The sequence below is a fragment of the Cyclobacterium sp. 1_MG-2023 genome (genome assembly GCF_030546805.1).
In the GTDB taxonomy this organism is placed as follows: Bacteria; Bacteroidota; Bacteroidia; order Cytophagales; family Cyclobacteriaceae; genus Cyclobacterium.
Genome location: NZ_JAUOPC010000005.1, coordinates 402,840 through 415,980, shown reverse-complemented (window position 1 = coordinate 415,980; position 13,141 = coordinate 402,840). Strand labels below are relative to the sequence as shown.

General features: G+C 37.9%; 12 protein-coding genes. 1 reads left to right on the top strand and 11 read right to left on the bottom strand.

Annotated elements, in window-relative coordinates; all coding sequences use genetic code 11:
- Positions 1 to 229 precede the first annotated feature (229 nt).
- From Q4534_RS10440 to Q4534_RS10400, 9 genes are all read right to left on the bottom strand, one after another.
- On the bottom strand, positions 230 to 1,231 hold the full coding sequence (locus tag Q4534_RS10440; protein WP_303613113.1) for an NADP-dependent oxidoreductase: 1,002 nt from the start codon (positions 1,229 to 1,231) through the stop codon (positions 230 to 232).
- 5 nt (positions 1,232 to 1,236) lie between these two features.
- Positions 1,237 to 1,809 (bottom strand): TetR/AcrR family transcriptional regulator, encoded by a 573-nt coding sequence (locus Q4534_RS10435; RefSeq protein ID WP_303613112.1) that lies wholly within the window; start codon positions 1,807 to 1,809, stop codon positions 1,237 to 1,239.
- 206 nt (positions 1,810 to 2,015) lie between these two features.
- A complete protein-coding gene (locus Q4534_RS10430; protein ID WP_303613111.1) occupies positions 2,016 to 2,444 on the bottom strand; it encodes a DUF1330 domain-containing protein in 429 nt (142 codons plus the stop codon).
- Between the two features lie 22 nt (positions 2,445 to 2,466).
- A complete protein-coding gene (locus Q4534_RS10425; protein ID WP_303613110.1) occupies positions 2,467 to 3,552 on the bottom strand; it encodes an SGNH/GDSL hydrolase family protein in 1,086 nt (361 codons plus the stop codon).
- Positions 3,553 to 3,623: 71 nt separating this feature from the next.
- A complete protein-coding gene (locus tag Q4534_RS10420; protein ID WP_303613109.1) occupies positions 3,624 to 4,394 on the bottom strand; it encodes a DUF1919 domain-containing protein in 771 nt (256 codons plus the stop codon).
- A 598-nt stretch (positions 4,395 to 4,992) separates the two neighbouring features.
- A complete protein-coding gene (locus Q4534_RS10415) occupies positions 4,993 to 5,451 on the bottom strand; it encodes a hypothetical protein (RefSeq protein ID WP_303613108.1) in 459 nt (152 codons plus the stop codon).
- A gap of 250 nt (positions 5,452 to 5,701) precedes the next feature.
- On the bottom strand, positions 5,702 to 6,634 hold the full coding sequence (locus Q4534_RS10410) for a hypothetical protein (protein WP_303613107.1): 933 nt from the start codon (positions 6,632 to 6,634) through the stop codon (positions 5,702 to 5,704).
- Between the two features lie 28 nt (positions 6,635 to 6,662).
- The gene (locus Q4534_RS10405; protein WP_303613106.1) at positions 6,663 to 7,646 is read right to left on the bottom strand and encodes an NAD(P)-dependent alcohol dehydrogenase; all 984 of its coding nucleotides are present in this window, start codon (positions 7,644 to 7,646) and stop codon (positions 6,663 to 6,665) included.
- A 122-nt stretch (positions 7,647 to 7,768) separates the two neighbouring features.
- Positions 7,769 to 9,586: a helix-turn-helix domain-containing protein gene (locus Q4534_RS10400; RefSeq protein WP_303613105.1), complete on the bottom strand. Its 1,818-nt coding sequence runs from the start codon at positions 9,584 to 9,586 to the stop codon at positions 7,769 to 7,771.
- Between the two features lie 271 nt (positions 9,587 to 9,857).
- Between Q4534_RS10400 and Q4534_RS10395 the strand changes: the two genes are divergently transcribed.
- Positions 9,858 to 11,306 carry a sulfatase gene (locus Q4534_RS10395; protein WP_303613104.1) on the top strand — a complete coding sequence of 483 codons (1,449 nt, stop codon included), beginning with the start codon at positions 9,858 to 9,860 and terminating at the stop codon, positions 11,304 to 11,306.
- A 46-nt stretch (positions 11,307 to 11,352) separates the two neighbouring features.
- Here the strand turns inward: Q4534_RS10395 and Q4534_RS10390 are convergent, their stop codons facing one another.
- Positions 11,353 to 12,081 (bottom strand): metallophosphoesterase, encoded by a 729-nt coding sequence (locus tag Q4534_RS10390; protein ID WP_303613103.1) that lies wholly within the window; start codon positions 12,079 to 12,081, stop codon positions 11,353 to 11,355.
- Complete coding sequence (gene arsB / locus Q4534_RS10385; protein ID WP_303613102.1) at positions 12,078 to 13,133, bottom strand: ACR3 family arsenite efflux transporter; 1,056 nt, start codon at positions 13,131 to 13,133, stop codon at positions 12,078 to 12,080. The genes Q4534_RS10390 and arsB overlap by 4 nt, the downstream gene beginning before the upstream one ends.
- Between the last annotated feature and the right edge of the window lie 8 nt (positions 13,134 to 13,141).

The window sequence follows — 13,141 nt, the reverse complement described above, 5'->3', positions numbered from 1 at the left end:
TTATTACCTCTAGCTAAATATTGAAGGTATTATCAGAAGGAGAGCCCTAGGTTTGATCCAGGGCTTTCCTTCTGATACCTAAGAAATATTAACTTAGTCTTTTTAATAAAAGTTCAGTAGCCATTCAGATAAAGCAGACTGTGTGTTGTTTAATAGAGAAACACAAAGAATTCAGCCGGAATATAGGCTAGATTGGCATTCATTGCGCTTGTGATTTTCAGAAGCGTCTTTAAATTTTCACAACCATTTTGCCTTTGTTCTTCCCTTCAAATAGGCCTAGAAAGGCTTGCGGAATATTGTCAAATCCCTCTACAATGGTTTCTTTATAATGCAATTTCCCTTCTTGAAGCCATGTGGCCAGTTGCTGAATACCCGCAGCATGTTTGTCTGCAAAGTCAGCTACAATAAAGCCTTGCATGAGCGCACTGTTTTTAACGAGAAAAGGTTGCACATTGAGGCCTTTTGGTGCTTCGGTATTATTGTAAACTGAGATCGCACCACAAATTATCATTCTTGCGAATTGGTTGATGTTGAAAAGTACAGCATCTGAAATTTCTCCACCGACATTGTCAAAATAGATGTCAACACCGTCGGGGCAAGTTTCTTTTATGGCTTTTACCATATCTTCGGTAGTGTTGTAATTGATCCCTTCGTCAAATCCGAAATCTGATTTAAGCATGTCAACTTTTTCATCTGTTCCTGCGATACCTACCACTCGAAGTCCAAGTATTTTTCCAATTTGGCCCACTACAGAACCCACTGCACCTGCTGCTCCGGATACGAGCAAGGTTTCGCCTTCTTTGGGTTTTCCTATTTCCTTTAATCCAAGAAGAGCCGTAAGCCCGGTCATCCCAATTATTCCCAAATAGGCCGAAAGGGGAGCTTTATCTGGATCCACTTTTCTGAGGTTTTCGGCTTTGGCTACTTGTGTTTCTTTCCACTGTAAGGCGCCAATTACCTTATCTCCCTTGGATAAATTCTCGCTTTTCGATTCCAAGACTTCAGCAATAATTCCCGAAGATATTGGCTCGTTTAGTTTAAAGGGTGGGACGTAGGAAGGAGCATCACTCATTCTACCTCTTAAATAAGGGTCCACGGAAACATATTTGGTACTTAACAATACCTCCCCTTCTTTCAATTCCGGGATTTCAGCTGTTGTAAAGTCAAAATCTTTAACTGAAGGACTGCCTTTTGGCCTATTTTTTAAATTAATCGTTTTTGTAGTAGTCATTTTAATTAAATTTTAATACTGTTCCAAGCCATTTCGTAGGCTTCATTAATGTTTTCAGGTTTAATTTCAAACCGTTCGCGTTGTTGTAGTAAAAAGGATATGGGGTAAATACTGAAGGCATAAAGCAAATAAGGAGAAACCTGTTTGATAAGGTCTTTTTCCTGTCCACGTTTCCAAAGCTCCAAGAGCGGGCTTAAGTGCTTTAAGCCTTCCTTTCTACTTGGTTCATCGATCATGGGCGTATTGTCGCATTGAGACAAAAACAAGGCTTCCTCGACTTCATTCAATTTAAAGCTTGCAATGTTCTTCCATATTTTCTCAAAGTCTCTTTGGATTGAAGTGCTTTCTTTATAATCCTTGAAAGCAAATCTGGTAAATGAACGTTTTACTTCAATGTAAACTTGATTGACCAAGTCCTGTTTGTTCTCAAAATACAGATAGATGGTGCCGGGAGACACTCCTGCTATATTCGCAATCTTTGACATTGGTGTGGCATGAAATCCATTGTTGTTAACAAGCTGAATTGTTGCCTTTACCAAGGCTTCTCTTTTGTTGTTTGATTTAGAATTGTTGCTCATTTTTGCCGAATTGAATACTCACCTAACGGATAAATATGAATGAACGTTCATTTTTTTAGTAATTTGTTTTAGCTAATGATTTCATTGTTTCTTTTACTACCTAGCTATTGATAGCCTCAAATTCAATGCTAATAATTAGTTAATGGGATTTTTTTATGATCTGTAATGGAGATGTTTGGGAAGAAGGCAGCTAAAGGTATAATTAATCAGGTGTATTGATTGCTTTCCAAAATGGGTAATAACCTTGAATCATCCAAAGCAGCAGTCCTGTGGCCGGCATGCGCTAAAAATTCCTTGTTTTGAGAAAAAGCTATAAATTCAGCCGTTGATGCGTGTTCGACCAATAACATAGCATCCCATTTTTCAATATTAGGCCCAATTAGATATTCATTACATTCCCCGTAAAAAATGATGCGACTTCCCGCCTTTTTTAACAAGGGGAGTGTCTTGTCCATATATAGTTGATAAGCTTCCGATCCGGTAATTGATTTAGCAGGCTTTATGGACTGCAGATTGGCATAATCGGCCTTATCTCTAAACCTCAGAAGGTTCATCATCACGACCTTTCCTTTTCCATTAAAGTTCTTAAAAAAACTCATGCCGGCTTCGGGTGCTGCGTCTAAATATTTATCCATTGCTCTTTTGGCTTATACTTTTTTACCTATTGTATTTTTTGATTTCAGGGAAATCCAATAGGAATCTATCAGCCATAGCTTCCGCTCCTTTTTCTGTAGGATGTACCCCATCCTTGGCCAACAATCCTTCTTTCCATTTGCCTTCACCATCAGAAACTGCTTTGTCAAAATCAATGTACCGATAACCGGAAGCCCTGACAAAATCATTCTTGCCCCTGTTGTTTCTTTTTTCTACAGAAGGGACCGTAGAAAAAATCAAAGTGACATTGTGTTTGGCGCAGAGATCCATTACCTTTTTCGCATAGTTTTTCCAGTCTTCATTAGGGATTCTTCCCTCATCACTTTTATCGTTCATGCCCAAACACCAAATGGCGTATTTTGGTTGGTGAATAGAAAAAGCAGCATTTATAAAATCAAAGGAGTCTTTAGATCTTCCACCAGGCAATCCATCACACAAAAATTGGTATCCCGCAGCATGCGTATAATAGGGCCACCGGGCAGGACTGGCACTATTTACATAGCTGTCGCCAAAAACAAATACATCAGAAAAGTAGTCTTCACAAATGAATTCAAATGTATCAACTTTTATCTGTGTACCTGAAGAACGAATAAATGGATGGTTCATCCCGATAAAGTCTGAAGAGAAACTTAAAGTATCGCCCTCGTTAATAATGGTGATTGTACTTGAGCTTAAGTCTCTTTCAATTTTAATACTCAGTTCATTTTTTAATTGAAGTGCATGTTTAATAGCTTTTCGATTGGTAACATTGGTAATCCGAGTGGAAATGATACTGTCTGGTGTGATGGTTAAGTTACTTGTAAGATACCTTCCGCTTCCTTTTCCAATACTAAGGGTGTCAAACTTCTCAATTGTTCCTTTAAAATTGATGGTGTAAAATTGTTTGATAGAAGAATTCACCAATTGGTACGATTCACCCTCTTTTAATGTGAAATTGCTTAGTTTTTGAGGGTGTATCTCAACTTCTGCAGGGGGGGTGATGCTCTGATGATGCTGCTTGGTTTCATTAATAATGAAACCAGAAGTGCAAATGGCTAAAATTAATATAGTTAAAAATTCGATTGGTTTATTCTTGAATTTAAGTTTCATTTTAGGATCTGTTGGTCATGCTATACTAACTTTAGATAAGTTAATATAATAAATCAGTAAGTTGTTTAAAATCAAGCTCTTTTGAGAATTTTGGGTGATATTTTCTTAAAAGTTGATCTAAGAGATTTAGCAATAAAAATATTTATACCATCGTCTAATAAAATGAAATTTAGCACCTTATACTTGAGCGTCTGATTGGGTATTCCGGTATTTAACCAGGTTATAAAATCGAAATATTTTTGATTGAAGCCGAAATGGAAATTATTTAGGGGATGCATTTTCTTTTTTATGTAAACCCCATTGTGAATTTTACCTGAATAAAATTTTAAGGTTTCGTCTGAATAAAAGGCTACACTATTGGGGAGCTGCATTTTATTCCAACGTTCTATATCTTCTTTATTTCTACAATTGTAGTAATCAAAATCGATCTTGTAATAGAGGTTTTCCCTATTAATTTTTTTAAACCTCATCCGAAATAATCTTTGGGCGACAGTATAATTATTGTAACGAAAAAAATGAAGTTTTGCATATGGGGTCCTTCCAATTGGATAAGTTCTTCCGGCGATGGTTTCGCAATGGCTCTCATCCAATTCGGTGACTTCATCTGCAGATTCACTATTTAAATTTTCAATAAAATCCAAATAATCCCTATCAATACCCATGCCTGCAGTAGGTGTGTTACAAGGCAAGCCTAAAAATTTATATACTCCCCTGCCCCAGCAGTTGTCTGAGATTATGGTAAAATCGTGATTCTTTATTTGTTTTAAGGAATAATACCGAGCCAATGATCTACGGCCGTAAAAAATATGTTTTAATAATTCACGAAATTTTTTAGAGTACATTGACATTCAATTACCTGTAGAAAAGTGATTGATCACAAACCATCTTGTAATCTTGTCATAAGTTCAATTGGATTTACGAATTACGCTGAAAATTTAATTTAGGCTATAATGTAAATCCAAGCCTTAAGTTAATGTTTTGTATAAGTATTACAAAAACATAGTGGTAAATTTTAATAAAAAAAGTACGCTTCCAAAATCAAGGCATTTATCGAGAAATAATTTATAGTTTAATCTAAATTTATTTTTGTGTTTTATAAATATTTATGAAAAATGTTCATCGACCTTTTCTCAAGCCAGAAGAGATGCTTAATACCACTATTGGCACTCTCCTGAGCCCTTAACGTTTTTGAAAATTTCTATTTGGTGATGATATTATACATCAGTATGCAAGCCCTAGCTGTTGACGATTTATATCCTGAAAAGGGATCTTGTAATCGGTTTAATGATTTAGTAGTCAGGTTGTTGAATTTCCTAGTAAAAATTATCAACCTAGTAATTTGTTGAATCTACCCAATTAAACTTCTCCAATGAAACAGATCTATTTGAATTTATTTTCTCCATTATTCCACTTGGATAAATAATAAGTTTTGAGAATAGACTAAATGCTGATTTCAATATTAAGTTGCCTGCCTTCTTCCTGAGCTTTCTTATCCATACCCGTGCCTACAGCAAGGCCAATGGCCATACCTATTGGTAATCCAATTCCTATAAATGCCATATTGTCCAGACTTGTGCTAAAAGCTAAACCCAGGGGTAAACCAAAAACTACCATGCCTAAAGCCATCCAGGTATTGCGGTAATGATTAATGGTAACGATTTTTAATTGCTTTTCGATAAGCTTAATGATTTTTGATTGTTCCTTTTTGGTTTCTTTCAATAATCTATCATTTGAAGTCATATTCAGCTGTTCGATGGATTCATTGATGGTATCAACAACATTATCGGGCAAACTAAGTCCTTCCAATTCGGTAATAAGGCTTTCAAATTGGGTGTATACCTTTAAAAGTTTAGCATTATCATTGATTTCCGGTCTTGATTTAAGCTGGTTAATTTTCATAAGCTTGTTTTAATTATAAATAAATAAGAAGAAAAGCAACTCATTATTAAGGCCAAAATTGGTTCTTGATTTCTTTATTTTATACCAAGGTTTCGGAAATGTCTTGCTCTATTGGTTTGAAAAAGTTGGCTCTTTCATTCTTTATATAATAAATATATGGTAAAATGGTAAAGGTTCCAATGAATAAAGATTAGCTTTCCTTTCAATTGATTCAGTTATTCGGTTTTCTCGTATTCCCTTTACATTTGTCTCAATCACAGGGGCTAGTCCTAAGTTCTTGGTGTTCCTGCTTGGCTATTGTCAAAATATTTTGGTTTTGGCCAACTCTCACACAGCTTAAATTTGTGTTTTTGCTGATATCAAGTAGGTTCAGCCCGATGAGATTGCTGACATCCAATCCGTTGAGTGAATTGCTTGAGAGCCATAGTTTTTCTAGGTTAATATTGTTTGTAAGCTCTAGCTTTTTTAATTGATTGGCAGATAAGGTCACATATTTCAAATTTATATTGGTGCTGAGGTCTAGGGTTTCAAGTTCGTTTAATTTTGCTATCATGGTCTCTAAGGAAGTGCAGCCCTGCACATCCAGCACCTTTAATTTATTGTTTTCCACATTCAGTCCATTTAGACCCGGAAGGTTGATAGAAAGGCTTTCCAATAGATTCCATGATAGGTTTAAGGTTTTCAACTGATCGGCATTATTTAATCCATTGATTTCAGTAAGATTGTTTAGGATAAGGTTAATGTCCTCCAGTTTCGTGTTATGGCTAATATTTAATGTCTGAAGATAATTGGCTTCAAGGTGCAATGAAGTTAATTTTTGGTTTGCTGCTAAATTAATTTCACTTAATAAATTGTTTCCAGCGGATAAGGAAACCAGCTCTTCAAAAGCCTCAATACCTTTAAGATTCGCTATTTTCCCTTCTTCAGGCGTTCCAAGATCACTATCTAAAACCAATGTACTGACATTCTTGGCGTCTTCAGTTAATAGCATTTGGTTAATTAATCCGTCACTATCGATTCCCAACTCAATTAATTTTTCTTCAAAATTCGCATCCGGGATTTCAGTGATATGCTTTTGATTTGGGGGCGTTGTGGATATTAACCCATCTTCTGAACATGAGGAGATGATTCCAAAGAGTCCGAATAACAATTGAGAATAGGTTGAAATTGTTTGCTTTTTCATGCTTAAGCTTTTTTGTTGAAGTGATAGATTAGGTAAGTGCAAAAGGCTTTAAAACCACATTGCCTTTCTTTCTGCCTTTATCAACATAGCTGTGCGCCTCTACTACCTGTTCCAAATTATAGCTGCGGTCAACCGGGGCCACGAAATGCCCTGCTTTAATGATGTCAATTAGAATGTGCAATAGTCGCTTGATTTCTTCCTTGGGTAAAGAACCGGTAGCAGAGAATTTTGCTTTTTTATTACCAATTAGGGAGGTAACTATCATTTGTCCAATTAAGGGCATTCCCAATACAGGAGAAGCATAACAGCCATTATCTGTTAGCGCTTGTTTACATTCTTCAAACGACCTTGCACCCACAGTGTCATAAATCAAATCATAACTATTTTTATTTTGGGTAAAGTCAGTTTTAGTGTAATCAATGACCTCGTCTGCCCCCAATGATCTAACCAGTTCTATGTTGGCTGTACTGCAAACTGCTGTTACATGTGCACCATAATATTTTGCAATTTGGATGGCTGCTGTGCCCAGACTTCCTGATCCTCCGTTGATAAGTATTTTTTGTCCGGAATGGATATGCCCAATGTTTTGCAAGAAGTTTAGGGAGGTAACACCACCATCACATATGCCTGCGGCCTCTTCAAAGCTTAGGGACTTAGGCAAGTGGCTGATCACCCCATCTTCGGGTATTGCTACATATTGGGCATATGTGCCAAAGGAGTTGATGTTTTCTCCAAATACATTGTCTCCCTTTTTGAAGTTTTTTACTTCCGATCCAACAGCTTCAACTACTCCTGCGAAGCCACTTCCCCAAATGGGATTTTTGGGTTTTGTGAGTCCTAAAAATAGTCGCCCAATATAGGGTTTCCCTGTTCGCATCATAGAGTCGGCTTTGGTTACCGAAGAGGCATGGATGCGTACTAGGACTTCATTTGCTTTTGGGCTTGGTTTGGCCACCTGATCTAGTTTGAATACCTCCGGGGATCCATATGCTGTTGTGATTACTGCTTTCATCTTTTTGTTTGTTTATGTTGATTAACAAAACAAATGTCTTACAAATGAAGCAGTTTTGAGTTCCGAATTCCATTCACATGTTCGGGTTTACAAATCCGAACAAAGTTGCTGCAGTTACAGGATTAAACTTTCAGGTTTTTAAGGAATTGCCTGGGAGTAAGGCCGGTTTCTTTCTTGAAATAGGTGTTAAAAACAGTTTTAGAATTGAATCCACTTTCATAAGCCAGACCAATTACCGTTATATGCGCTTTGGAAGGGTCTTTGGCCAGACGTTTGAACTCCTTAATACGGTAGTGGTTAATATAGGCGTTGAAATTTTTGCCTATGCTTTCGTTCAAGATCCACGAAAGTTGATTGGGATGGATATCCAATTCCTCGGCCAGAGAACGTAGGGATAAATCCGGGTTTAAAAACAGTTCTTTCTCTTCAATGAAATAAGTGAGTTTGTCTTTAAATGCTTTTACAGTTGCATCATTTAGCAAGGCTTTTTTCGTTTTCTCAAGTCTTCTTTTATCAAAGAGTGCCGGAGGGAATAATTGATGCTTTAATTCAAGGTACCTTGGTTCCGCTTTTATTGCATTCATCATAGGGTCCGCAAAACGGAGAAGCAATAATGGATATTTATTTTCTTTGGCATTGACCATCCAATCAAATGCTTTTTCAAATTGACCGGTATATACATGGTAGAGTAAGATATAGACCTCTGCAGCAAAACCGCCTTCTTGCTTTGAAATTTCATTCAAAAGCCGGAAGCTAGAGCGGGCCTGATTTTCGTCTTCCTTCAGAATATAGGCCAGGGCCATATTGCCAACTTTCTCGGCAGGAACTATAATTTCTGAAGGCATCCTGTCAAAATAGTCAATAACTTGATCCGCTTCACCTAACATTACCAAGCTGTTGGCGATGACAGTATGGGCGGGGATATTTCTTGGGTTAACTTCCAAGCATTTATGGAGTTTGACCAAGGCCTCTTGATAATTTTCTAGCATATAATCCAGATATGCACTGTAAAATTGTGTCTCTTGGGAAAGAGGATCAATCTTTAAGGCAAAGTCCAGGTGCTTTTTTGAATCCTCATTCTGTCCGGCCAATATGTATAGGAAGGATAAAAATTGCTGAGATTCAACATGGTTTGGGTTGATGTCCAACCCTTTCTTTATCGTATTAAAGGACTTTTCGAAATCAGCTTCGGTGAAAAATGAAAGATTGGCCAGTTGATAGTAGGCTTCCGGCAACTGGTTGTTTATGGCCAGGGCTTGATTGGTCAATGCTGCACATTTCCCCCATCCTTCCTCATAAGAGATGAATCCTGTGGTGGCCAAGAAGCTATAGCTGTCTGCCAATCCGGTCAAAGAATTGGGATGGTTGGGGTCTGTGCGCAAAGCTTGATTAAAACAATCTATGGCTGTTTTACAATCTTCAGGATTCCATTTATTCAAGTAATAACGGCCTTTTAGATAAAGGGTATAGGCGTCCAGACTTTCAGTCTGTTGGGTTACTAAATGCTCTTGTATGTCAAAGTGTCCAAAATGCTCACGTAATTTTTCAGCAATTAAAAGGCTAACCTCATCTTGCACTGCAAAGATATTGTCACTCTTTCTGTCCCAGGTTTCTGACCAAAAGTGAAAATCCTCATCAGCCTGAATTAGCTGCGCTGTAATTCGAAGGGAATTTCCTGACAGGCGTACACTTCCTTCCAAAAGGGTTTCTACTCCTAGTTCTTGGCCTATATTGCTAATGGGAATATTCTTTCCTTTGAAATAAAATGATGAGGTCCGTGAAGTAACCCTTAATCCATCAATTTTAGCTAATGCATTGATAATTTCCTCAGTAATTCCATCACAAAAATATTCATTTTCCTTATCCGAGCTCATGTTCACAAAAGGAAGGACGGCAATTGATTTCTGTAAGGTGTCTTTTGCTTTGATCTGTGTTGGCATGAAGGCAGAATGATTGAAGAAATTATTATCGAATGCTCACGTTTATTCGATTAATAGTTTGAATTTAATTGTTTTGAATGGATAAAACAATATTTTTATTTGGTGATAGGTCTTAATATAAACAAGAGCTTTTGGGGGCTGTCGAATGTTTAATAAATTTAGCTGGCTCATTATTTCAAGCCTATGTTTTTAATTTAAGCCGGTAAATTCATAGTTTAGGTCTGTGATTAAGCATTTTGCCTACCCAATAGCATTAACCCAAAAGAAACATATGTCAAAAACTGTATTTCTACCCTTGAAAAAAGCAATAATGCTGTTTACTGTATTGATTTTGTTTTTTTTAGTTGGTTGTGACTCAGCTGAAAAAGATTTAAAACCTAATATTATACTGATTTTCATTGATGATATGGGCTATGGAGATTTGTCTAGTTTCGGCAATCTTGATGCTGAAACTCCCAATATTGATAAGTTGGCTGCTGAAGGTATTCGTTTTGATCAATTTTACGTAAATTCTCCCATCTGTTCTCCATCTCGCGTGGCCATATCCACAGGGACCTATCCGCAAAGGTGGAACATTACATCCTATTTGGCCTACCGGAAGGTAAATACGGAAAGAGGCCTTGCAAATTGGTTGGACCCTTCTGCTCCCATGCTAGCAAGAGATCTTAAGCAAGGGGGATATGTAACCGGCCATTTTGGGAAATGGCATATGGGTGGGCAAAGGGATGTTACCGAAGCTCCATCCATCACGGATTATGGGTTTGATGAATCTTTAACCAATTTTGAAGGCATGGGAGCAAAGTTGTTGCCCTTGACCATGGATGAAACCGGGAAAGAGGGGCGTATATGGGAAGATGCAGCAATTCTTGGAGGTCCTGTCACTTGGATGCAAAGATCTGAAATCACTACTGGGTTTATTGATGCAGCAATAGGCTTTATGGATAAAGCACAAAATGAGGAAAAACCATTTTATGTAAATATTTGGCCTGATGATGTTCACAGTCCGTATTGGCCTTCTTTTAAGGAGTATGGCTTGACTAAGGAGTCAAGTAAAAAAGATTTGTACCATGCTGTTTTGGAAGAAATGGATTTACAATTCGGCAAGCTTTTCGACTTTGTTAACAAACATGAATCCTTACGTGAGAATACCTTGATTGTTTTTTGCTCAGACAATGGTCCTGAGCTAGGGGCCGGAAGTGCGGGTGATTTGAAAGGGTATAAAACCCATTTGTATGAAGGAGGTATTCGTTCTTCCTTGATTGTCTGGGGATCCACTTTTATAAATGAGGAAGCCAAAGGAAAGCGAAATGCTGAATCGGTTTTTTCTGCCATAGATTTGAAACCATCATTGCTTGCTTTTACCGGGGTGAAAGCTTCTGAAAATACCATTTCCGATGGTGAAAATGTATTGGAAAGCCTGCTTGGTGAATCTAGTTTATCACGTCAATCACCGATTTTCTATAGTAGGCCTCCCGATAGGAAAAATTATTATGGTTTCGAAAATCTCCCTGATCTGGCTGTTCGGGATGGTGATTGGAAACTTCTTTGTGATTATGATGGTGGAAGACCGGAACTATATAATATCGTTGCAGATGAAGGGGAAAATCAAAATCTGGCTGAAATGGAGCCCGAAAGAGTGAAAGCATTGACTGATAAGGTTGTCAATTGGTACCAAACCATGCCGACAATGAAAATAGATTCTCTTTCAGTCTCAGAGTAAATCAAGGGGTTGGACAATTTTTCTGTGCTTGAAACGATAGGTTATTCTATTTTCCAAGCCTTAAGGCGGTTGCCAATGAATTGTCAAAGCCACTTACTTCAACAGCCCTCGCCGCCTTTTCTATATCGTATTCAATTCTGCGAAAGTTTACTTTTAACGAATCAGAATTATGTGAATTTAGGGATTGATTGAACTCGATGAGTGCATAGCAAAGCCGGGTGTCTCCATCTTTAGGTTTACCAACGGAACCTTTATTAATAACATGCTTATACTTATCTCCGGATTTTATTATTCTGTGGAAGGGTTTGTGGGTATGTCCACAAAGTAACAGGTCTGCCTGATTTTGATCCATCAATTCCAAGACCTCGGATTCAGGATAGTCTTCCACCATATAATCTGTAGTAGATTTGGGACTTCCATGAACCATTAGCCAATTAAAATTCCCCCAAGAATTGCTAAATGATAGGGACAAGTGTCTGGGGAGATTGATCAAATATTCTATATTTTCCTCAGCAAGCAAGGATCTTGTCAGCCCCTTGTTGGTAAGTTGTTCTTCCTTTGCCGGGGGCTTAAGTAAGGCTTCTTCATGATTTCCCATTATTGTAGGGATGTTTCTTTCCCGGATCTTCTTGACCACCTCATTGGGCCACACATTGTACCCTACCAAATCACCCAAACAGTAAATGGCGTCCGGATTTACTTGGTCTATATCCTTGAAAAAAACTTCTAGTGCCGGAAGGTTGGCATGGATATCAGAGAAGATAGCGATTTTCATTTTTCAGTAGGAACGGGTTGACCATAATATTTCTTCTTTAGCCAAAGGGATATTCTTACCAATAATATCAAAGCAGGAACCTCTACCAAGGGGCCAATTACTCCGGTAAAAGCCTGGCCTGAATTTAGACCGAATACGGCAATGGCAACAGCAATAGCAAGTTCAAAATTATTCCCTGCAGCGGTGAAAGCAATTGATGCATTCTTGTCGTATTCAGCACCGGTTGCTTTGCTTATAAAGAAGCCTATTAGGAACATTAAGGTGAAATAAATCAATAGTGGGATCGCGATGCGTACCACATCCATTGGAATTTTCACAATCATCTCGCCCTTTAGTGAAAACATCACTACAATGGTAAACAATAGTGCAATCAAGGTTAAAGGTGAAATGGCCGGAATAAATTTGTTGGTATACCAAGTTTCGCCCTTGTATTTTATTAGAAAGAATCTGCTAAGCATGCCGGCCAAAAATGGAATGCCCAAATAGATGGCTACACTTTCTGCAATGGTAGCTATGGAAATGTCGACAATGGCACCTTCGAAACCAAAATAGGGCGGTAAAACTGTGATGAAAATCCACGCATAAAAACTATAGCCGAAGACCTGAAAGATACTGTTGAGCGCTACCAGACCAGCTCCATATTCACTACTGCCTTCCGCTAGGTCATTCCAAACCAAAACCATGGCAATGCAACGTGCCAATCCAATTAAGATTAAGCCCACCATGTATTCAGGATAATCTTGGAGGAACAACAAGGCCAGAACAAACATCAGCACCGGGCCAATGATCCAGTTAAGCAATAAAGATACGGATAGAATTTTTACGTTTTTAAATACTTTTGGTAGTAAGCTGTAATTAACCTTAGCCAGGGGAGGGTACATCATTAGAATTAGACCAATGGCAATGGGGATATTGGTACTTCCTTTACTAAAAGATTCAATAAATGAAGCGCTAGATGGGATAAGGTAGCCAATACCTACTCCCAAACCCATGGCTATAAAGATCCAAAGGGTGAGGTATTGATCCAGAAAACTTAGTTTTTTATTGCTCATTTCCTTAT